Raw genomic sequence first — 23,641 nt, 5'->3', positions numbered from 1 at the left:
TGCAGATTTAGATGGTGTGAGTGAAATCAGTGCACGTATTAATGATGTTTCTGGTGGTAATTACGAGAACTTAATCATAGACGAAACGCCAGCAGTGACTGAAATAGCACAAGCCGTAACCTTGCTTGCTGCAACGGATTCTCTTACTGAGGCGGGCGGCACAATAGTTTATACAGCTGAGTTATCAGCGGTCCCAGAAAGTGACGTCACCATTACTTTATCCAATGGTGAAACTATTACCATATTGGCAGGCGAAACCTCAGCCAGTGTGAATGTCGAATTTGCCAATAGCGATGATGTTTATCTAGATGAAAGCACTATCTCAGCAAACATAACGGATGCAACTGGTGGCGGGTTTGTTAGCCTTGGATTTAATGATGCACCAGCCGTGACGCGTATTACGGATACAGTGGACACAACCGACTTAAGGTTGTCAGCAACAGATAGCTTAACCGAAGCTGGCGGCACCATTACCTATACCGCAACCTTAACCAATGCAGCCGATACGGACGTGACCATTACGCTTGCGAATGAACAAACCATCACCATTGCGGCGGGTCAAACCCAAGGCAGTATTGAATTTAACGTTGCAGCAGATGAAGATGCGATTGTAGATGCAGGCAGCATTACCAACTCAATTGCGAGCGCCACAGGCGGTAACTTTGAAAATCTAGTGGTTGAGCAAACTACAGTCTCAACGTCTATTTTACCTATAGCTCTGCCTACGATTGTTATCGCAGATAATAATGGAGTAGAGATTGGTGATATCACAGTCGAAGAATCGGGTTTATTAACTGACGAAAATACTACTGAAATTGAAACAGGCAGTGTTACTTTTAATGCAGAAGCTGGAATTGAAAATATCGTTATAGCTGGAACTAGCGTATCAATTGATGATTTACTGTCTCTGTCTGAAACACCAATACAAGCAATTCAAACTGAAAATGGCTCACTTCAAATTACAGGTTATGATTCTGGTGTTTTAAGCTACGAGTTTACACTAGAGAGCCCTGTACAACACGAGTTAGAAAGTGATCAGTATACTGAAGAGGTAGATATTAAATTAACTGATTCATTTGGTCGAGAAGTTACAGATCGCTTGTTGATTAATATTGAAGATGACCAACCAGAACTAACAATTATACAACCAGAAATCTTAGAGTTCGATTCACAGCCCTACAACATCGTCATTGTACTAGATGTATCAGGCTCTATGGACAATAGTTTTGGTACCGACTCCAGACTAGAAGCTGCAATTTATGGTGTAGAACAAATGTTGTCTGAATACTCTGCCTTGGGAGATATTCAAGTTAAGGTTGTTTCGTTTTCTGACAATGCGTCCGAAAATACTTGGGGAACATCTGATTCAGCTATCAATATCCTAAATAGTCTCTCTGCTTCAGGCGCTACTGATTTTGATGATCCATTAACTGCAATTGTTGACGGTTACAACCCTCCATTAGATGCCCCAACTAAACTCTATTTTATTTCAGATGGGAATCCAAGTGGTAATGATGAAGGGCAGTCAAACCAAGCTGCAATTAATGCTTATCAACAAACTTGGGCTAACTTTGTTGAAGAAAATAGTATAGACGTTCAAGTTGTCGGTGTGACTAATAACCCTTCGTATCAATATTTGAACATGATTGGTGCGCCAACAGAAGAGATAAAAGATGTAGATGGTAATTATTTACCAGCTGAAAATGTTGTATCAGTCAATGCCGCTATTGACTTAGTCAAAGCTCTTGTTAGTTCTGTTGAGGTGAGCTCATCCGGAAATATTAATACTAATATCGGGGTCTTAGACTTTGGTGCAGACGGACCAGGAAAAATAACATCAGTTGAATTTGACGGCAATGTCTACAGGTATGATGATGAGAATGTAATAGATGACGAGATAACAATTTACTCGAGTGCTGGATCTGAAATTTTGTTCAATTTCACTACTGGTGAATACGAATATAAAATTTCAATAGATGCGCAATCGAATGCTAATGAAAGTAGTGGCATCTGGTTTAAAGATTCAGTTGATGACTATAGCGAGCAATGGCGACTTGCTGAGAATTTTAGTATTAATATAGAAGACAGTGATGGCGATTTGGCTACTGGGGCTTTAAATTTAGTCACGAAATTCCCGGCTACTTCGTTTGATATAGCGCCAATAGCTAAAGATGACTTTGCGTCTATTAATGAAGTAGATGGGCTGTTTTCTAAGGACATAGATGCTAATACTGTGACTGGTAATGTTTTGGATAATGACTCGTTATCCAATTTAATTGTAGCTCCTGTTATAAGTGCTGGCTTCGGTGAGCAAGTGAGCTCTTCAAATGTAGGGCAGGAAATAAAAGGTGAGTATGGGTCTCTGTTTTTACAAAGTGACGGCAGCTATACCTATATTCTAAATAATAGCCTCCAAGCTGTTAATTCTTTAGATTACACTCAAACATTAAATGAAATATTTTCTTATGTAATTGAGAATGAAAATGGCACGACGTCTACAGCCAAACTGGAATTAACAATTAATGGAACTACGGATTCTCAACCAGAAGTTAATCGAAATGTTTTTTATGGTTTTGATGGTGACGACAATATTTCTGTCATGAGGGCATTCTCATATTTTTCTGTATTACAAGCTGGTGCATACGAAGATCTCGGAGATTTAGATGGGATAAATGGATATCATACTTATAGTGAAGAGGAGCTAACAGCTGCTGGTTATAAATATTTCTTGGGCTTAGATAAAACACAATCAACAGGGCTTGCTGAATATGATATCAGTACAGGAGGGATATTTATTGGCGGCCTCGGAGCAGATAAAATTACTGGTGGTTTAGGCGATGATGTCATTATTGGTGGCGCGAATAGCCACGGAAGCTCAGGTTTAGTTGCTGGTTCATTTAATGGTGATTACTTAAAAGGTGGCGCTGGCAGCGATACTTTCTTATGGATGGCCGGTGATGACGTGGATTTAGGTTTCGCAAATTCTGACTATACTCCAGATGTAGCCACTGATTATATAGGCGACTTTGAGAAGACAGAAAGAGATCAAGCTGGGGACATCACTAAAGAAGGCGATATCATTGATTTAGCTGATTTACTCGAAGATGAATCTATCGATGATCTTGATAGATACTTAAACTTTGAAGTAGTTGATGGTGATACGGTTATTTCTGTTTCGAAAGATGGCGATTTCCACGAAAATAATGGTGATAAAGGAAAGGCTGATATTAAAATTGTCGTTGAAAATACCGATTTAACTGTAGATACCACGGGTAGTGATGCTGATGTGATTAGAAAACTACTTGAAGATAATCAATTACATACAGATTAGACTAGCTTTATAACAAGACAAGTTTTAGTATAAAGTGATTAGAAGTGGCTTAAATCTAGGTTTAAGTCACTTTTTTATGCGTATTTAACAGACTTTCCTTTTTAGAATCGATAAAAGAAATAATAAATTCATGTCCGATAATGCAGAAGATATTAAAGAATCACTACAACTAAATGTTGAACACGAAGATCCACTATTAAGTTGTTTAGCATTCCTGAGTAAATTTTATGGCAAGCCGTTTTCTCCTCAGGTTATGGGAGCCGGGTTACCTTTAGTTGATGGTAAATTAACAGCACAACTGGTTCCTAGAGCGGCTAGTCGAGCTGGTATGGACGCTAAGCTGATTAAAAAGTCTTTAGCTGAGCTTGATGAACTACTATTACCCGTCATATTAACGTTAAACGATGGGAGAAGCTGTGTTTTACTTGCAATTCAAGGAAAAGAGACTGAGGTTGCTTGGCCTGAATTACAAGATGGACATGACAAAATTAACACAGACCAGCTTGAAGAATTATATACAGGCTACTGTTTTCTAGTTAAAAAAAGATACAGGTTTGATGCAAGATCGCCAGAAATACTCAAAACTAAGCAAGGGCACTGGTTTTGGAGTACGCTACAGTTATCACTTCCAATATATAAAGATGCACTTCTTGCCGCAGTTTTTATAAATTTATTTGCAATTGCATCTCCGCTATTTGTTATGAATGTTTATGATAGAGTGGTTCCTAATTCTGCGATAGACACTTTATGGGTACTCGCCATTGGTATGCTGATCGTCATGTGTTTCGACTTTGCATTAAAGCAAGCCCGAGCTCATTTGTTGGATTTAGCTGCTAAAAAATCAGATGTTATTTTATCTAGTACTTTATTTGAAAAAGTTTTGCGGATGAATATGTCAAGCCGGCCACAGTCTGTTGGAGCATTTGCTAAAAACATACAAGAGTTTGATTCAATTAGAGACTTTATCACTTCAGCAACAATAGCTGCATTTATTGATATTCCTTTTTCAATCTTAATTTTAGTGACTATAGCTATTCTATCTGGGTCATTAGCCATTATTCCTGTTGGTGCGATTGTTATCATGCTGGCCTATTCATTTTGGGTGAAAGGAAAAATGCGAGCCATAGTAGAAGAGGGTGGCCGTTACTCAACAATGAAGAATGCACATTTAATTGAAACTTTAGCGGGCATTGAAACGTTGAAATTAAACAGTGCGGAAAGCCAATTTCAAAAGAAATGGGAAGAACTAGTTGGTAATATTGCGACTTGGAATATAGATATTAGGAAGATGGGCACTTCGGTTTCTAATGTGACAGGGTTTGTAACTCAATTATCTTCAGTCTTGATTGTTGTGTTTGGTGTATTTTTAATTTCAGATGGTTTAGTTAGTATGGGGGCACTAATTGCCGCTGTAATGTTAGGCAATAGGGTGATGCAGCCATATAGTCAGGTCTCCTTACTAGCTACACGTTATAATCAAGCTGAATCAGCTTTACAAATGCTAGATGAAATTATGAAGTTACCTGATGAGTCGTTGGAGCAGTATTTACACCGACCATACTACGATGGTGACATTCAATTTAACCAAGTTTCATTTAATTACCCAAATACAGAACACAAGGTTCTGAAAAATATATCTTTTCAGATTAAACCTAAAGAAAAAATAGCCATAATTGGCCGAATCGGTGCAGGCAAAACAACGATAGAAAAGCTGCTTGTTGGCTTTTACCCTCCATCAGAAGGCGCAATTCGTTTAGATGGTATCGATATTAATCAAATCAGCCCTGCTGATTTAAGAACAAAAATTGGTTGTCTCCCGCAGGATATTAATTTGTTTTATGGTTCGATTCGAGACAATATCACCTTAGGTGTACCACATGTCGAAGATGAACGAATATTGCGAGCTGCTAGGTTAGCTGGGGTAACCGATTTTACCGATGTCGATCCTGAAGGTTTAGATAGGCAAGTTGGTGAACGAGGTGCTTTTTTATCTGGCGGTCAACGTCAGGCCGTTGCTTTAGCAAGAGCATTATTATTTAACCCGCCTGTTTTAATACTAGATGAGCCAACTTCTAATATGGATAATTACTCTGAGCATAGAGTAAAACAACAGCTTAAAAATTTAGTTAATGACAAAACTTTTGTCTTAATAACACATAAATTTTCAATGTTAGACATGGTCGATCGGATTATCGTGTTAGAACGCGGGCAAATCGTCGCAGATGGACCTAAAGCTATGGTGTTAGAACAATTAAAATCAGGCCAAATTAAAGCGCCAAAATAATTATTAAAATGAGTGAAAAATGGCAATATCAGATAAAGAATCTGCATATATAAACGACTTAAATGCAGCAGTACTAAGCTCAAGTCCGAAGCGTATTAAAACCGCTGTGTATTTAGTCACCGCGTTTGTGACCTGCGCTATCATATGGATGGCATTTGCTAAAGTTGATGAAGTGACTGTTGGTTTAGGTAAAGTAATTCCATCACAACAGGTACAGATAATACAGAACCTTGAAGGTGGTATTTTAAAAGAAGTCGTTGTCAGAGAAGGAGATGTGGTTGAAATAGGTGACAAACTATTAAGCATAGATGAAACTCGATTTTTATCTGAATATCGTGAACAAAACAGCCAAGCGGATAGCTTAAAAGCAGATATTGTTCGCTTTGAAGCTGAACTTGCAAGTATTCGAATAGATGAAAGTGAAAGCGGTATAGAAATCAGCATCCAACCAATACCGTTAGATTTTAGTAAAATTAAGAACATAAATCCTGAATTAATAGATAGACAGAAAGCTGTATTCTCAGAACGAATTCGTAATTTAGAAAACCAAATTGCAATTATAGAGCAACAGGTAACCCAAAAAGAGCAAGAATTAACCGAGCTTGAATCTAAAATAGTACACGCGGAAAGAAGTTATTTATTAGTTCGAAAAGAATTAGATTTAACTCGCCCTCTTGCAAATAGAGGGGTCGTATCTGAAGTGGAGCTCATTAAGCTAGAGAGAACCGCGAATGATGTGAAAGGAGAGCTCGCCAGTAATAAATTACTTATACCTAAAATCCAGGCTGAGATTAGAGAAAGTAAAGATAAAAGAAGAGAAGTTAGCCTGAAATTTAGGTCTGAAATTCAACAAGATTTATCCGACTCTCAATCAGCACTAGCATCATTAGATGAAGCTCTGGTATCCTTACAAGATAAACTAACAAGAACCGTGGTATATTCTCCTGTAAAAGGGACAATTAAAACGATTAAAATAAATACCATAGGCGGTGTTATTCAGCCAGGAATGGATTTAATTGAAATTGTTCCTATGGCTGAAAGCTTACTCGTAGAAGCCAAAATTTTACCTAAAGATATCGGCTTCTTAAGGCCTAACTTAGATGCAGTCATAAAATTAACCGCATATGATTTTGCTATCTATGGCGGTTTAAAAGGTACAGTAGAGCACATAAGTGCCGATACTATTATTGATGAAAACGAAGATAGTTATTATTTGATTCGGGTTAGAACTGAAGATAGTTATTACGATGCTTTAAATAACCCTTTACCAATAATACCTGGTATGACAGCTAGTGTTGATGTATTAACCGGTAAGAAAACAGTATTAGATTATATGCTGAAGCCAATTTTAAGAGCTAAGCAAACAGCACTGCGTGAAAGATAACCACGCTAATTATAAGAGATATAAATGAAGGCAACCACCCGCTATAAAATTTCTAGTTTCATTTTTATTATAGCTTTTACTTTTTCAAATAAAGTTTTTTCTAAATCAGTAGAAGAAGCGGTTGCATTTGCGTTTAATTCTAATCCAGAGCTGCAAACTGCTTATGGTTTATATCGTAGTGCTTATCATCAACACAAATCGAGCAAAGGTTTGTGGTATCCGACAATTGATTTAAGAGCTTCAATTGGTAAAGGGGATCAAAATACCGCAGAAACTCGAGCGGGCATAGCAAGGGAAGACACCCGACCTAAAGAATATACACTGAGCCTACAACAATTATTATTTGATGGCTTCTTTACTTCGCAAGAGATAAAGCGAACTGAATCAGAAATGTTATCTGAGTACTATGGGTTACAAGCGAGTGCCGAAAATAAAGCACTTGATGCCATTACTGTTTACTTGTCTGTGCTAAGAGAAGACACCTTAGCTAAATTAGCAGAGAAAAACCTAGCGTCGCATAAAGAAATTTTTGAGCAAATAAAAATGCGGGCTGAAAGCGGTTTAGGTTCCAGCTCTGATTTATCTCAAGCGACAGGTCGACTCGCTAGAGCGCAAGCAAACGTAATTGCGGGAGAAAACAATCTTGCTGACATCCATGCACAATACATTAATATAATAGGTGAAGCGCCAAAAGATCTTGTTTTGCCTGTTGTTAATCAAAGTAAAATTCCTTTCTCTTTAGCTGAAACATTGAATCAATCGAGACGTAAACACCCTACCATTGCAGTGGCAAATGCAGATATTAAAGCAACATTAGCCCAGCTTGAAGCTGCGAAAAGTGGCTATTATCCTAAAGTAACACTAGAAATCTCAAAAAATAAGATTGATGACCGTGGAAACTCAACAGCTCTAATTGAAGAAACTCGAGCTGACATTGTCATGACATATAACTTATTTAGAGGTGGCCAAGATAAGCACAACGAACATGCTGCCGCATATCAAATCGAACAAGCTAAAGGTATTAAAAGTCAGGCTGAAAGAGACGTACTGGAAGGCGCTAAACTTGCTTGGAATGGTATGGTGTCGCTAAAAAGGCAATTAGAATTTTTAAAAATTCATGTTGAACAAAGTTATATTACCCAGCAAGCGTATAAGAAACAATTTGATTTAGGCAGACGAACACTTTTAGATTTGCTGGATACTGAAAATGAGCTGTTTGAAGCAAGAAAATCATTCGTGAGCGCGGAAACAAATTATATATTGGCTAAATATAGAGTTTTAAATTCTATGGGAAGATTGTTAGATGCATTAGAAATTAATCCTAAAGAATATTGGGGAAGCTCTAATGACTAAATTAACGCTTGTTATCTCGTTTGTTATCTTTCTCAATGCTTGTAGCTTATTAAATCTAGAAGAGCGCAATGCCACATGGCAACCAATTTCAGATGCAAGTTATGCTCAATTAGCAGACTTAGACAAAGATGGTGTTATTCAAGCAAGAGAAGAATGTCAAAATACAGAAAAAGGCTGGCTAGTTAATAATTGGGGCTGCCCGATTATTGAAGAAAATGAAAAATTGCAAGAATTAAAACTCTATTATCCTTACACTGAAGTTTCTTTAGAGGCTGCAGAACAAGCGTCTTTAGATGCATTTTTAAATAATTTAAACTCAGGCTATCAATGGCATCTTAAAATAAAAAGTAAGCTGTTAGATAACCCTATTTTTGAGCTACGAGCTAAAGAACTGATTCGTTTGCTTGAAACTGAGCATGCAAATAAAGTGGTTAAAATTGAAGTACAAAGAGACAATAGCTTATCTGTCGTCAGAGACGTCATCAAAGAAGGGATTAAAATCCCAGAAACAGTTGAGCTTGTTATTCATTATAAACACGATAGCAGTGAAATAGACCCTAAATATACAGATGAAATTAGAGACTTTGTCGCTAAATTCAAGCAAGAGAATATTCAAAGTATTCAAATTATCGGCCATACCTCCTTGGAAGGAAAAGAAGAATACAATCAGAACCTAAGCCATAAGCGAGCGGTTTCGTTAGCTAATTTGCTAGAAAAAAAATATGCAATATCTGGTGACTATATTCAAACATTGGGATTTGGCGAATCTGCCCCACTCAGTCTAGAAAACACAGACTCGGCTCATGAGCTTAATCGAAGAATCGAAGTGAACTTAACTGCGCTTAAAACGGTTGAAGTTCAACAAGAAGTATCAAATGATGATGGTAGAGTTGAATTATTTGCTAAAGCAGTCGTCGCTGAGGCAGCTAAACGCTGGCATATTTATATTATGGAAGAAACTGAAGTTGAAGCTGATCAACAGGAGTTTCTAGAAAACAGTGGCTGGTAATTTTAAATTGGCTATAGTTAGTGTAATTCTCAGCCAATTTGAATTTTTTCATGCTTCTGCCTGTCTTCCTTTTTATTGTTCTAAGTCGAGCATCTAATTAAGATGCGCCGTCTATCTCATTTTATTTATCATCCTACTCATCATTACTTCTATCACTTGCTTTTTGGGTTTATTTTTAGTGCTTTAATCCTAACTTCTTTTGCGAGTGAACAGCTTAATTTAGACAAATTATATCAATATGTTGATAGAAACTATGGAGAGCTTGCTTTAAAAAGAGCAAAAGCATGGCGCTCAATTATTGAAAATAACCAGCAGCAATCAGACCAAGTTAAGTTAGAAAAAGTAAACCGATTTTTTAACTTATTTGATTTTGTGTCGGATCAGAAACAGTGGAATAAAGAAGATTACTGGGCGACGCCGTTAGAATTTATAGGCCACAAAGCGGGGGATTGTGAAGATTTCAGCGTGGCTAAATATTTTACATTGCTTGAATTAGGTGTCCCAATTGAAAAATTAAAGCTGACTTATGTTAAGGCTGTTAAGTTAAATCAATTTCATATGGTTTTGGCGTACTACCCAAATGCTAAATCAGTTCCTTTAATCTTAGATAACTTAGATGGTGAAATTAAGCCTGCACATAAAAGGCGAGATTTAGTACCAATATTTTCATTTAATGGTCAGCAACTCTGGTTGAACAAACAAAAAGGTAAGGGTGAACTGGTTGGCAGCTCAGAACGATTGGATAATTGGAAAGACTTGAGTAAAAGATACCAGTTATCAGAATTTAAACAGTAATGAACCTGAACTCAGGTTAAAAAGTATCATAAAAATAGGCAATAAATATGACCTTATTTAGACAAATGTTAGCCTTGATAGTAGTTTGTTTTTCTATCAACTTAGTTGGCGTGTTATGGTTGGAGTTTGATTCCACCCGAAACTACCTAGCTAATCAATTAGAATCGGATTTAAACAATACATCAACGTCTTTGAGTATGGCGCTCAGCCCCCATTTAGCAGAAGAAGATGAAGTCTTGATTGAGTCGACTCTAAATGCCTATTTTGACGGTGGTTTTTATGAGCAGATAGAATTAACCTTACTATCTTCAGGAAAAGTGATAAACAAACAGTTACCTATTTACATCAAAGGTGTTCCTAAGTGGTTTGTTGATCTTGAATTACTTAAAGTGCCACAAGTTTCGACGACTATCACATCAGGTTGGATGCAAGCAGGCGAGTTGACAATAAAAGGCCACCCAGGCTTTGCTTATAAACAGTTGTGGGATGCTTTTGTTGCTATGTCGAGCTGGATCTTTGGTTTATCTATCATTGTGATATTTTTTACCGCTGCCGGTATTAACATGTTGCTCCGACCACTAGAACGTATTCGGATTAAAGCAGAACAAATACAAGAACGTAACTTTGGCGAAGCGTTAGAGTTACCGGCTACACGCGAGTTGAGATCGGTAACAGACGCAATCAACAGAATGACTGACAAGCTCAAAGAGCAGTTTTCTGAAGAGGCTAGGTTACATGAAAAACTCAAACATCAAGCCTTCCAAGATGCGACTACTGGCTTAGGTAATCGAGCTTTCTTTAATCGTCAATTTAAAGCTTGGCTTGACGAGCAGCATAATGGCGCTTTGATAATGCTAGAGTTATTAGGCTTAGATGAAGTCAAAAAAAATGATGGTTTTAATAAACGTGACGAGCTAGTTAAAATGGCGAGTCAATTTATGCAAAATACATTTAACCCTGACAACGGACATGTTACCACTAGGTTATCGGCTAATGAGTTTGCCATTATTGTTAACGGTGTCGATAGAGAGAAGTTAGAATCACAATTAAAACAATTGAACCAAGTCATATTATCACCTAATTACCAATCTAACTTCTACACCAGCCACATATGTAATATAGGTGCTGTGTTGATCCAACAAAATGCTGAAGTGTCACAGCTATTGTCTATGGTTGATACTGCATTACAAACTTCTAGAAATGAGTTGAAAGCTTTCGAGATTGTCCAGCAAACAGAGAGTTCAGAGCAGACAATTCAGAAAACAGATTTAAAACAAATGGTTTTATCTGCAATTAACAACTCTAGTTTAGGTTTTGCCCGTCAACCTGTGTTTAACTTTGATAATGATAAACAGCCAATGCATTTTGAAGCATTTGCTCAATTACTCATCCAAGATGCAGGTCCTATGAATGCTGCTTCATTTATTTCAGTATTAGATGAATTTGAACTCGGTAAAGCATTTGATAAAAAAGTCGTTGAGCTTATTTTGGCTCATATGAAAACAGAACCTGAAAATACCTATGCAGTTAATTTAACCGCAAGTGCCTTGAAAAGTGATGATTTTATCGAATGGTTAATCAATAAATTAAAGACAAGTACACAGGATGTTAGCAAGATATGTTTTGAGTTCAGTGAAGAAAGTGTGATTTATAATTTGGAAAAAATTGAGCCTTTATGCGCAGCATTGCGCCAACTAGGGATAGAGTTTGGGGTTGATAGAGTTGGGCGTAATTTTTCTTCTTTAAGTTATTTGCAGTCTATTCATCCAAATTACGTTAAAATAGATCACGCATATACACAAATGGCATTGAGTAATAAAAATGATGCTTATTTCGTTGGCTCATTGTGTACGACTATACATAACTTGGATGTTGCCGTTATTGCAACGAGAGTAGAAAACGAAGAACAACTACAAGTATTAAAAGAGTATCATTTTGATGCTTATCAAGGTTATATATACAAACCCGAAGCCTTTTCAGTTTCGGTAAAAAGTTAAATTTATATCAGGAAATACCATGTCACAAGATTTTGATCGCGTAATAAACCGTAAACCAACTCATTCTTTTAAATGGGATAAATATGGTGATAAAGACATCATTCCAATGTGGGTCGCTGATGCTGAATTCTGCCCACCACAAGCTGTTACTGATGCGATTATTGAAAGAACCAAACATGGTATTTTAGGCTATACATTACCCTATGAATCTTTAAATAAATCAGTATGTGATTGGGTGTTGAAACAACATGATTGGCATATTTTGCCAGACTGGATTGTTTGGACTCCTGGTGTTGTACCTGCTTTTAATGTTGCCTGTAAAGCATATTGTGAAGCTGGAGATAAAATTTTAATACAAGTACCTAATTATCCACCTCTATTAAAGGCGCCTTCATTAAACCACTGTGAAAAAGTTGATATACCGAGTGTGTTAGTGGGTGAGCGTTGGGAACTTGATTTAGTCGAATTAGAAAAGCAAGCCTCAGATCCTAAAGCTAAGCTTTTCATTATGTGTAACCCAATGAACCCATGCGGCTCAGTGATGACAGAAAGTGAATTAAAATCAGTTGCTGAGATTTGTTTACGCCATAATGTGATTTTGTGCTCGGATGAAATTCATTGTGATCTAATTCTAGAACCTGGAGTGAAACATATTCCAGCACCGGCATTGCCTGAAATCGCTGGCCGAGCAATTAGCTTAATGGCGCCAAGTAAAACCTTTAATATAGCTGGTTTAGGTGCGTCTTTTGCTATCATTCCAGATAGTCGAATTAGAATGCAATTTAGAAATGCCGCTATGGGAATTGTGCCTTGGGTACAGGTGCTAGGTTTAGTCGCTACAGAAGCCGCATTTACGCAAGGGCATGAGTGGCATCAAGACTTACTTAAATATCTTAAGCAAAATCGAGATTATTTAGCTGCTGAAATTAATCAAATTGAAGGCATGTCACTAGTTAAAGCAGATGCTACATTTTTAGCTTGGATTGATTGTACTGATTTACCTGTTGAAGATGTGCAAAAATTCTTTGAAGATGCAGGTGTTGGGCCATCTCCAGGCCGAGATTTTGGTGAAGAAAGGTTTGCTCGAATTAATTTTGCTTGTTCACTTGAACAACTTAAGCAAGCTGTAGAGCGAATTAAAGTTGCAGCCGCAGCGTTATAATCTTAGTAACCTAGGTTTATTAGGTTAACTACTTGTTAATATTTTGAATTTCGCTACAATTTATTAAGCTCAAGTTATCTTAGAGCTTAATAAATTATTTATTCATCTATTTTAATTAAAAATTAGATATATTTTGTCCTGAGGTATAGGTACACATGGTTACAGAATCACAATCCTACATTGAATTGATTTCATTTTTCACCGAAAATCTTGATATGTTTGAGCAGCCTTCAGGTGAAGAAACTAATTTAACCGTACGTGATTTAATTGAAGAGCATATAGCTGAAAAGATCATGGCATTTTTTGGCCAACATGCCAGTTTAGATCAAGATACTAGACTCGATGTTGTAAGAGAGACAGATGCTATAGTGACAGATTTAGAAGAGTTTTTGTCTCGCAGATTAGAACAAAAAGCGACTTCTGAACAAGAAGCTTTCATCATAGAGTTTTCAGGTTTAATTAAAAACTTATTTGATTCCGCCTTTATCAAATAACAGCGATTGCGCTAATATCCTCTTTTTCGCTAGAATAAAACTCTACAACCTTATTAAAGCTTAACTTACTTAGTTAAGCTTTAATATCTTGAAAAATTACGCCTACTACTCCGTAATAATAACCTTTATAAGGGCTAACTAGCTTGAGTAATCCGCCTAAAAAACTAAAGTTACATGGTTTTAATAACTTAACTAAAAGTTTAAGTTTTTCTATCTATGACATTAGCTTCGCTCTTTCTGCGCAACATCGAAGTGAATACCTTGAATATATAGACGAGCATTACAATGCTGACCGCTTAACTGATATATTAAAAAAGGTTGTTGAAATGATAGGCGCAAATGTACTTAATATTGCAAGGCAGGATTATGATCCACAAGGGGCAAGCGTCACAATTTTAATTAATGAAGAACGATCTTTAACTTCTGCTCAAACAAGCTTGAATGAAGAGCAGAATCCACTCAGAGATTCACTTGTATCGCATTTGGATAAAAGCCATATTTGTGTCCATACCTACCCAGAAAGTCACCCTCATAACGGCATAAGTACTTTTCGAGCTGACATAGAAGTGTCGACCTGTGGTCTTATTTCACCATTAAAAGCGTTAAATTTTTTAATTCATTCTTTTGATCCAGATGTCGTTACACTTGATTACCGTGTAAGAGGTTTTACTCGAGATGTGAATGGCGAAAAGCATTACATAGACCATGCGATTGATTCAATCCAAAACTTTATGTCTGAGGATATTCACGCTTTATATAAAATGATTGATGTAAACGTATATCAAGAGAATATTTTCCATACCAAAATGCTGTTTAAAGATTTTGATATTCAACGATATTTATTCGGTTCTGGATCTCAAGCTCTTGAAGCTTTAGATCAAGATGAAGCGAGTTTTCTCCTTAAAAGAGAAATTGAAGAAATTTTTTATGGTAGAAATTTACCGAAACCTTAAAGATAAGGTTTGTTAATCGCTCATAGCTTAGTTAGGATTAAACTGATATCAAATGCACTTGTGTTTATCCTCATGAATAAGGCATCCAAATGCTAAAATTATTACCTATATTATTGTGTGTTTTCGTAGTTGGTTGCAGCCAGCATCATAGAGCTAAGTTTGAAGACTTTCCATTAGCAAACTATAAAATTGATCATGCTGAAAAACAGTTAGCCATAAAGCGCTTTTCTACCATATTGTTGAAAAGAGAGTTAACACAAGAACAAACTGCAGAGATTTTGTTTAGACGAGGTTTGTTATACCAACAAGTCGGTTTATTTCATCTCGCTTTTTTTGATTTATTAAAAACGATCAAACTCAAACCTGATTTTGTAGAAGCTTATAATTTGCTAGGCGTATATTATGTTAATCAGCAAGAGTATGAACAAGCTTACAATGCGTTTGATACTGTTATTGAACTGGATGATAAGCATGAATTTGCTTATTTTAATCGAGCCCTAGCTCTATTTTATAATGATAGAGCAGATTTAGCTCTGATAGATTTTAAACAATTTTACGGTTTTAACTCTGAAGATGGCTACAGATTGATTTGGCTCTATTTTGCTAAATTAGCAAATCAAACGGAGGAAGAAAGCCTTACATTTCTGAATCAAAAATCAGACCAGATAACGGATAATTGGACTCGTTTGTTGGTTCAATTATTTCAACATAAAATCACACCTGAGAAATTAATTGAAAGTGCAGCTCTAAATAATAAAGATATAAACCAGTATAATGAAAGGCTTTGTGAAGCTTATTTTTACATAGCAAAATATTTACAACAGCAAAATCAAATAGCGAAAGCTAGGTTTTATTTTACAGCCGCCATTAGCACACAAGTGTATGAGTTTGTTGAATATAAATATGCAAAGCTTGAGTTGGCGCAATTAAATAAAGAATGATTAGATACAAAACACTGGGTGTTTTTATAGCCATTTTTGTCGTGGTTTATGTCACCACGACTTATTTATACCAAAGCTTTGTATCCCAAACCCATCTAGATTCAGTTCAGTTCAACTCGGTAACTAAAACGGTTGAGGTTCCCTCTAAAGTTGAACACTATTTTGAGACTTTATCCTATCAAAATAAGCAGTTATGGTTGACAGAACTTAATCGAGTTAATTTTTGGCGGCAAGCCGAAACAGTTAAGGCATCTAAACCTTTTTTAATTCAGCTTTCTAATTTAGGGAATTTAGCCGCCAAAGAGGCTTTAATAAACTGGTATTTACAGCAAGCATATTATGAGCAAGCGATTCAAGTTTTAAACACGCTGGATAATGCCAAAGCCTTCGCTCAATTAGCGAATATTTATTTACAGCAAAATAAACCTGAACAGGCTTACAATAAGTTAAAGCAGGCAGTGGCGGTGGAACAAAATATCTACGCCACAGAATTTGTGCAACTAGCCATTAAATTACATAAGCCGTTAAGCGAGTGGTTATCTGTAATTGAAAGTGCAGCTCAACAAGATGTAGAGAATACAAATAAATTAAAACCAATATATGCGAATTACTTAAACTATTTTAGAAATTCACATAAGCAGATGGAGAATACCGCAGCTGCTAAACCTGAGTCTTGCCAAATACAGTTAAACTTAGTTGTCACTCACCCAAATCAGTTAACTCCAAGTAAGAATAAAATTAAGCAAAGTTTAGCTAATCTACAAATTGAACGCTGGTTTGATTGTCCTTTGAAATTACACTGGTCGATAGACTCTCAAATTTTTCAAAAAATAGAGCAAACAAAGCAAATTAATCAGTACTGGATTTTAGTTAGAGATACCCCAAGGGCATATAGGTACCAGAACACAATAAGCTTACTACCCAATTTCAATTTAAGTTTGTTACAGCATGAAATGAGCCATTGGTTTGAGTTTGAAGATGAATATGAGCTGACGCAAGAAAAAGCTGAATCTCGATGTTACATACCAGAAAATCAAGCTTTTAAACAAGCAGCCCCAAATATCCTTTTAGTAAATCCTAAAATTAAGTTTTCAACTAAATCTAGCTTGATTAGCGAGTTAAGCGAAAACGTCGCTTGGATTGAACATATTGTTGAGGTTGAGGACTGGATCACAAAAGATGAAGGATTTCGCCTGAAAATATTAGCGGAAAACAAAATTGATCAAGGTGTAGGCTTTTATCAAGCGGATACCTGTAACTTAATTAATGATGTCATTGCAGTTAAACCCCTTATAAATAAAACCTTTATGCAAAATTATGCTGAGTACATTCCAAAAATGTATAAAGAAATGATGCATTTCAATGGCACAAGTGAGTGAAGCAAACTAGTTTTATTTAGGAATTATTCAACTCAATGGAAAAAGGAATTAATTATGAAACGATATATTATGGCTTCTCTATTAGGTTTAGCATCTGTTGCTTTTCAACCAAGTTTAATCGCGGCTGATGTTAGTTCTCTGTCAGGAAAAATAAAAGAAACCACTAAAAAATCAATGGATATTAATAAGTTAAATATTAATGATGTTGATTTAAAAACGCTAAGCAAAGTTAAAGGAATTGGCAAATCTAAGGCAAAAGCTATACTCGAATATATAAAGCTAAAGGGGAAAATTCAAAGCATGGAGGAGCTGGCTAAAGTTAAAGGGATTGGCAAATCTACCCTAAAAAAACTCAAACAAAACTTTGTTGCCGCTGAATAAATCAGTGTTGCAGTTTACCAAATAAGCAGTAGAATGTAGGTAATTCTGATAAGTGGCAGAGCCGTCACAAAAAAGACACTTGCAAAATGTGTCCAAGTGATTTTAAATCTCACTAAATTCAAGAACATCCTACATATTTATCAATTTACAAGGAAGCTGAAAATGAAATTCACATTTAAGCAAACAGCATTAACCCTAGCTTTAGCAGGTTCGTTATCTTTAACTGGTTGTAACTTTATTGGCGATGGAGATTCTGTTTTCACAGCGGCACCATTAGATGTAGTTACTATTGATGGTACAGCATCAAAAGGCGCATTAGAAAAAGCGACTGTTGTTGCTTGTGAAGTTGGTACTGCATGTGAAACTGCTGCTGTAGCTGCTTTTGGTACGAATAATCCAGCGGGCACTTTAGCCTATAAAGCTGATGGTACAGATGTTAATGGTTTATACTCACTAGATGTTTCTATAGAGGCAGATAAAGCTGTTATTGTACGTGTTTTAGCGGATGCGAACACAACTCAAACCTGTGATTATGATGGTTGTGTAGCTGATGATGTTAAAGATATTGAACTAAAAACAATTACTTTTGTGAAGCAAGATACACCAACAGTATCAGCTCCTGTTAATGTACTATCGACAATTGCGACAGATACACTTAAAAGTTTAGGTGGTGGTATTACAACTGAAGCTGATTTTAAGGACAGCGCAGCATCTGCTTCAGATTCAGTAGCGGCATTATTAGGTTTAGCTGATAATGAATTAACTGATGCTGGAACATCTTTATTTGATGCTAAAGTCACAACAGCCTCATTAGACGCGTCATCAAGTTCGGATGCTATTACTAAAAAATTAACAGCTATAAATGCTTCATTTGGTGTTACTAAAGATTCAACAACAACGCTAGCAACAGCAATTAAAAATGTTTCAACTGGCGTTGCTACAACTTTATCACCAGTGGTTGGAACTGACGGTAAAGTAAGCGTTGATACTTCTAGCATTGCTACTGCTTTTACTAAAGTTTCTGCGGCTGTTGCAACAATCGCAACAACAGTGGGTGCAACTAACGTAACTGTACCAGATGGGGCTGCTATCCAAGAAAAAGTTAAAGATGCTATCGTAAAAACGGGCGTAAATGTAAGCGTTGATGACATTACTGCAACAGGTTCAACTGGTACTACAGGTACAACTGGTGGTACTAACTAAGGTTACTTTTTAGTTTCCTTTTAAAAGCCCGCTGATTGCGGGCTTTTTTATTTTTATTGTTAGCCAATTTTTTCGCCTGAATTTTCTTAAGACTTAAACAGATAATGAATAGAATACCTTTACTGCCTCTCGCTATTATACTTGGCATATCCAGCACTAACGCTGCGCATGCCGTCGATGAATTTATTAATTACCAAGGGATTACAGGGGCAATTAATACACCCTCTGCTAATACCTTACAAACAGGGACTTTTAATTTTTTATATTCAAAACAAGTGGAAAGATTAGGTAAATATAATGATTTTCATAGTTTTACCTTTTCTGCTGGTTTGTATGACTTTTTAGAAGTGAGCGGTCGAAATGCAACCTACTCGAAAGATTTAGGGTATGGATCTGATTTATCTGCGAATGTTAAATTGAAAATGTCTTTTATTCCTAAAGACTGGTTTAGTTTAGCTATTGGCAGCCAAGATTTGGGCGGTGCTGCTAATAATTATGGAACAGATTACGCCGTACTGACTAAAAGCTTTTTACAAGAACAGCTTTCTATCTCTGCCGGCATTAGCCATAGCGACTCTGCACTCGGTCGAATGGATGGTGGTTTCGCTTCTGTTCGCTATCAACCAACGGAGTGGTTGCAACTTCAAGCTGAGTATGATGCGGTTGACTATAATTTAGGTGTCAGTTTTGCGACGCCACTAGATTGGTTAAATCACAAAGCTCAATTTAATGGTTCTATATTATTAACTTCTAGTAATGATGATTTAACCGATAATTTATATTATGGTTTAGGCTTTTCTATTCCTTTATCGAGCTCGGTGACTCACAACCTCAGCTCTGTCCACTCTGAATTTAAGGAAGTTGAGCAGCAAACTGTCACTTTTTCCAGTCTAGCGCCTCAAGCAGAAAATGAATTGTTTGATCAATTGTCTCAAGCTAAAGCTAGGTTAGTTGAATTTGGCTTTGAGGATGTTTCAGTTGGTTATAGCGGCAATGCTAAGTTATTTGTTAGTTTATCGAACCTGTCAACTTTTGGCCGCAATAGACTGGATTCATTAGGTTATGTTCTCGGCTTATTGAGCGATACAGTCTCAATTAGCAAGCTTGAATACAATCTAGACTTTACTGAAAATGGCATTGTAACAGAAGCTTATCAGGGTACTTTAGACAACTATAAGGCCTTTTTACAAGGTGCGGCTAATTCTGGCGTGATAGTCCACACAGAATCACTAACAGACAAAAATTTAGTCACTTGGGTTGGAGAAAAAAATGAAAATTCAGTTTTATTTAAGCCTAGAGTGACTTTATCTCCAGATCTGTCAACGACCATGGGGACTGAATTCGGCGTATTTGATGCATCGGTTGCACTAAGCACTCAAATTCAGTTTGATCTGTGGAAAGGTGCCTCGGTTAATTTAAAACAAGTGAATCAATTTTACGAAACCAAAGATTTTAAAGACGGTGAAGTATATGAAAAATATAAGCAAGCAAGTGGTTTATCTGAACTGAGCTTGAGCCAAACCTTTAAGCTGCCAGCTAATATTTTTAATATGACAACCTTAGGTAAATTTAGACATGACTATAACTTTGTGAAAAATGAAAGTTATTGGGCGTCATTAGATGGCAAGCACAGGGTTGAGGTGTTATTAGGACGCTATACTTTTGGCGGTACAGCTCCTTCTATTGTTAGCTGTAATGAATTTTTCCAATTTTGTCGTGATTTAATTGAAGCCAATCGAATTGAGATACCGGATAAAAATATCGGTATAGTCTCATATAAGCACTATGTGCCTAAGCTAGACTTATTAATGAGATTTGATGCTGGTAAATATTGGCAGGCTGATACTGGGTTTAGTGCTGAGTTAGAGCGCCATTTTGGCGATACAACCGTTAGGCTAAGGTATAAAAATACAGATACTGCAGATGGCATCAATAATGAATTTATTGGTTTATCTTTCTCTGTACCGCTGACACCTAGAAAAGAATTTAATAAGAAATATATAACAGTGCGAGGCGCTAATAAATTTGTTTATGGCGTAACGACTCTGATTGGTAAAGATCATAATAGATTAACACCAGGTACGGCTGATACGGCTTATATGGCAAATCAAAATATTGCGAATTTATATTTTAATAACCATAGATCTGGGCAAGCTTATTTGGATAGAAACCAAGATAGATTGAAAGATGTTTATCAGCAATATCTAAAATAGCTCTGGTTACAGTGATTTCAGTCTAATCTGGAATCACTGAATTGAGTGTAATAAACCTCAATTCGAGATGACAACTTGCTTTCTTGAGGGCCTTTTTCCGGATAACTGCGTTGAATTCGCTAGTAATAGCTAACTATTACGTACGCAAATTCGCCTTGTTCTAAGAAAAAATACCTTTCAAGAAATAAAAAATTAATAATACCAATAACTTAATGGGGTTAGCTAATTTCTTATCCCGAGTTAAGGTTAATAAAAAAGCCACTTCACATGATGTGAAGTGGCTTTTTTATTTAATCCGTCTCGTGGTGGATAATGGCTTCTAGCTATTCACCAGATACTTCGCCAGCGTGTTCATTTGCCCACTGTATCGACTTGTGATAAAAATCTGGTACCTTTTCGGCATTAAGCTCGTGAGTTTGCATTATCTTGTTAGCTTCATCCCATTCAGCTTTTTCATAATGCTGAATCAGGCTTAGGTAATCAAACAGCACGCCGGGTTTACCCATTAGCGCATTTTTAATTTCTTCTGCGAGTGGTAGCTTTTCCATTATGCTTTCAATTGGTTCATCTAAGATTGCATCAATCACGGACATCATACCGGTTAAAAACGCGGTAGAAGGGTCTCTTAGTCGACCATGCGAATTTGCAATTGATTCACAAAAGTTAGCTCGGCTCATAGATAAGCGGATTAATTCGATTGGCTTTGATGTATTTACTTGAGCTGTAAACAACACTGCAAGAAATTTTTTCAATTCTGCTTGGCCCAACACAACTAAGCCCTGCTTGATTGTTTCAATATCGCCTCGACGCTTGAAAGCAGCAGAGTTGGCATACCTAAGTAATTTAAAGGATAGGGTAACATCTCGCTCAAAGATTTTTATTATCGACTCTAAATCCATTTCAGATTTGGACGATTCATATAAAAGCTCAGCTAAACTCATCTGAGATGGGGCCAGCGCTTTACTTTGCATTACCTCTGGTTCACTAAAGAAATAGCCTTGGAAGTATGAAAAACCACTATCTAACGCATGGTTAAATTCTTCATAGGTTTCGACTTTCTCAGCGAGTAATTTTATTGGGTATTTACTAGCAACTTTGATTATATTTTTTATTTCCTCATCATTGCTTTCTTTAAAATCTACTTTGATGATATCTATGTAAGGGAAAAAATGCAGCCAAACAGGGTTATGGACATAATCATCAAGCGCAATTGTGTAACCGAGTTCTTTTAGCTCTTTTACCGCAGCTAATAAGGATTTTGTTGGGCGAGCCGTTTCGAGTATTTCCACGACAAGCTGATCGGTCGGCATTAAAGTTGGGTATTTTTTAATTAATAGTTCATCGGAAAAATTAATAAAAGCAAGGTGCTTATCAGTAAAGTCTCCTAAACCTAAATTAAATTGACTCGCTTCAATTAATTTTGCAGTTGCTTCATCACCATCTATGTTAGGAAAAACATTCTCTAAACTGTCTCGAAACAACAATTCATATGCGAAAAGTTCTTTAGTTCTTGTAAATATAGGCTGTCGAGCGGCGTAAAAAAACATCTATTCTTCCAATCTCAAATCTTTAATCAATCATTTAACTGTTTAAGTTAATTGATATCTGTTTCCATATTAAATTGTGCTGACACAAAAGCATCACAATTCCATTGCATCTAGTTAACTTAGTACAGAATCATGCTAGTTTGTTAACAACAAAGCAAGCAATTTTATGTTACTTGCAGCATTTCTCTTTTGTACTGTTTTAACCTAATCCCAATATTATCTTATAAATAATAAAGGTTATTCCCTTCTTAAGCTATAAATATATAGCATTGACATATTATAAGGAAAGCATAGCATCTATTAGTCATTTTATTATCTTAAGCAACTAATTTATGTCAGAAAATAATGTAAAAATAGGTTTAGCATTAGGCAGTGGTGCTGCCAGAGGTTGGTCATTGATTGGTGTGTTAAATGCATTGCTTAAATTAGGGATTAAACCTGATTATATTGCAGGTTGCTCGATCGGTTCTTTAGTCGGGGCGGCTTATTGTAATGGCCAGCTAGCAGATCTTGAGAAGTGGGCCCTATCACTTGATACATGGAAAGTGTTGAGATTGCTAGACTTAGGTTTAGGAAAAGGAAGCATGTTAGCGGGTAGTAAGCTTTTTAATCACCTAAAACAAACAATTGGAGATAGCTTAATTGAAGACAGCCAATGTCAATACGCTGCGATAGCGACCGAGTTTTATACCGGAAAACAGCATGTTTTTAGCTCTGGCGGCTTTGTTGATGCAATTAAAGCTTCATGCGCTATTCCTGGTATTTTAGCCCCACAATATATAGCAGGGCACTGGATGTTAGATGGCGCTTTAGTAAACCCTGTACCTGTATCTGTTTGCCGAGAAATGGGAGCAACACATATTATAGCGATAGACTTAAATCACAGAGATGAGCAATTCATTGAAGAGGAACCAAATCAATCTAAGTTCCAAGATTTATTGAGTAATAATAAAAGCTTATCTAAACTATGGGGAGGTGTTGAACCGAGTTTACCCTCATCACCGAATATGCTGGCAGTCGCAGCTGGCTCAATTGATATAATGCAGCAGGTAATAACCGAGGCAAGATTGCAAAGTGATCCACCTGAAATACTGATTAGACCAAGCTTGTCACATATAGGAATTATGGAATTTAACCGCGCACAAGAAGCAATTGAAATTGGCTATAAGGCTGTCGAGAGTATTGCCTCAGAAATTAAAGCTCTAGGTTGAGATA

The 23,641-nt window shown here is 36.5% G+C and carries 17 protein-coding genes; 16 read left to right on the top strand and 1 reads right to left on the bottom strand.

What is annotated here, in order from left to right; genetic code table 11:
- The 15 genes from XM47_RS17125 to XM47_RS17055 form a co-directional block, all read left to right on the top strand.
- A partial coding sequence (locus XM47_RS17125; RefSeq protein WP_149865548.1) for an immunoglobulin-like domain-containing protein occupies nt 1–3,331 on the top strand: 3,331 nt, incomplete at its 5' end.
- Nucleotides 3,332–3,461: 130 nt separating this feature from the next.
- Complete coding sequence (locus XM47_RS17120) at nt 3,462–5,615, top strand: type I secretion system permease/ATPase (RefSeq protein ID WP_048695293.1); 2,154 nt, start codon at nt 3,462–3,464, stop codon at nt 5,613–5,615.
- A gap of 19 nt (nt 5,616–5,634) precedes the next feature.
- Nucleotides 5,635–6,999, top strand: coding sequence for an HlyD family type I secretion periplasmic adaptor subunit (locus tag XM47_RS17115; protein WP_048695291.1), 1,365 nt, complete (start codon nt 5,635–5,637; stop codon nt 6,997–6,999).
- Between the two features lie 24 nt (nt 7,000–7,023).
- Nucleotides 7,024–8,352, top strand: a complete 1,329-nt coding sequence (locus tag XM47_RS17110) for a TolC family outer membrane protein (RefSeq protein WP_048695288.1) — start codon at nt 7,024–7,026, stop codon at nt 8,350–8,352.
- Complete coding sequence (locus XM47_RS17105; protein WP_048695283.1) at nt 8,345–9,361, top strand: OmpA family protein; 1,017 nt, start codon at nt 8,345–8,347, stop codon at nt 9,359–9,361. The genes XM47_RS17110 and XM47_RS17105 overlap by 8 nt, the downstream gene beginning before the upstream one ends.
- A gap of 102 nt (nt 9,362–9,463) precedes the next feature.
- Nucleotides 9,464–10,156, top strand: a complete 693-nt coding sequence (locus XM47_RS17100; RefSeq protein WP_078061955.1) for a transglutaminase-like cysteine peptidase — start codon at nt 9,464–9,466, stop codon at nt 10,154–10,156.
- A 47-nt stretch (nt 10,157–10,203) separates the two neighbouring features.
- Nucleotides 10,204–12,153, top strand: coding sequence for a bifunctional diguanylate cyclase/phosphodiesterase (locus XM47_RS17095; RefSeq protein WP_048695280.1), 1,950 nt, complete (start codon nt 10,204–10,206; stop codon nt 12,151–12,153).
- 19 nt (nt 12,154–12,172) lie between these two features.
- Nucleotides 12,173–13,315 (top strand): MalY/PatB family protein, encoded by a 1,143-nt coding sequence (locus XM47_RS17090; RefSeq protein WP_048695277.1) that lies wholly within the window; start codon nt 12,173–12,175, stop codon nt 13,313–13,315.
- Between the two features lie 155 nt (nt 13,316–13,470).
- The gene (locus XM47_RS17085) at nt 13,471–13,809 is read left to right on the top strand and encodes a DUF3802 family protein (RefSeq protein WP_048695274.1); all 339 of its coding nucleotides are present in this window, start codon (nt 13,471–13,473) and stop codon (nt 13,807–13,809) included.
- 143 nt (nt 13,810–13,952) lie between these two features.
- Entirely contained in the window at nt 13,953–14,762 is an 810-nt protein-coding gene (gene speD, locus XM47_RS17080) for an adenosylmethionine decarboxylase (protein ID WP_048695271.1), read from the top strand.
- A gap of 89 nt (nt 14,763–14,851) precedes the next feature.
- Nucleotides 14,852–15,703 carry a lipoprotein NlpI gene (gene nlpI / locus XM47_RS17075; protein WP_048695268.1) on the top strand — a complete coding sequence of 284 codons (852 nt, stop codon included), beginning with the start codon at nt 14,852–14,854 and terminating at the stop codon, nt 15,701–15,703.
- Nucleotides 15,700–17,082 (top strand): tetratricopeptide repeat protein, encoded by a 1,383-nt coding sequence (locus tag XM47_RS17070; RefSeq protein WP_048695267.1) that lies wholly within the window; start codon nt 15,700–15,702, stop codon nt 17,080–17,082. Before nlpI ends, XM47_RS17070 begins: the two co-directional genes overlap by 4 nt.
- A gap of 54 nt (nt 17,083–17,136) precedes the next feature.
- Nucleotides 17,137–17,463, top strand: coding sequence for a ComEA family DNA-binding protein (locus XM47_RS17065; protein WP_053084603.1), 327 nt, complete (start codon nt 17,137–17,139; stop codon nt 17,461–17,463).
- A gap of 162 nt (nt 17,464–17,625) precedes the next feature.
- Nucleotides 17,626–18,666 carry a hypothetical protein gene (locus XM47_RS17060; protein WP_048695264.1) on the top strand — a complete coding sequence of 347 codons (1,041 nt, stop codon included), beginning with the start codon at nt 17,626–17,628 and terminating at the stop codon, nt 18,664–18,666.
- Nucleotides 18,667–18,770: 104 nt separating this feature from the next.
- Nucleotides 18,771–20,879: a YjbH domain-containing protein gene (locus XM47_RS17055; RefSeq protein WP_048695261.1), complete on the top strand. Its 2,109-nt coding sequence runs from the start codon at nt 18,771–18,773 to the stop codon at nt 20,877–20,879.
- Nucleotides 20,880–21,202: 323 nt separating this feature from the next.
- Here XM47_RS17055 and XM47_RS17050 read toward each other — a convergent pair whose 3' ends face one another.
- On the bottom strand, nt 21,203–22,426 hold the full coding sequence (locus tag XM47_RS17050) for an EAL and HDOD domain-containing protein (protein ID WP_048695258.1): 1,224 nt from the start codon (nt 22,424–22,426) through the stop codon (nt 21,203–21,205).
- 332 nt (nt 22,427–22,758) lie between these two features.
- Between XM47_RS17050 and XM47_RS17045 the strand changes: the two genes are divergently transcribed.
- The gene (locus XM47_RS17045; RefSeq protein WP_048695255.1) at nt 22,759–23,637 is read left to right on the top strand and encodes a patatin-like phospholipase family protein; all 879 of its coding nucleotides are present in this window, start codon (nt 22,759–22,761) and stop codon (nt 23,635–23,637) included.
- Nucleotides 23,638–23,641 lie beyond the last annotated feature (4 nt).

The sequence above is a fragment of the Catenovulum maritimum genome, from assembly GCF_001050375.1.
Taxonomy (GTDB): domain Bacteria; phylum Pseudomonadota; class Gammaproteobacteria; order Enterobacterales; family Alteromonadaceae; genus Catenovulum; species Catenovulum maritimum.
The sequence above is the reverse complement of the archived record's forward strand: the minus strand, read 5'-3'. Positions and strand labels throughout refer to the sequence as shown.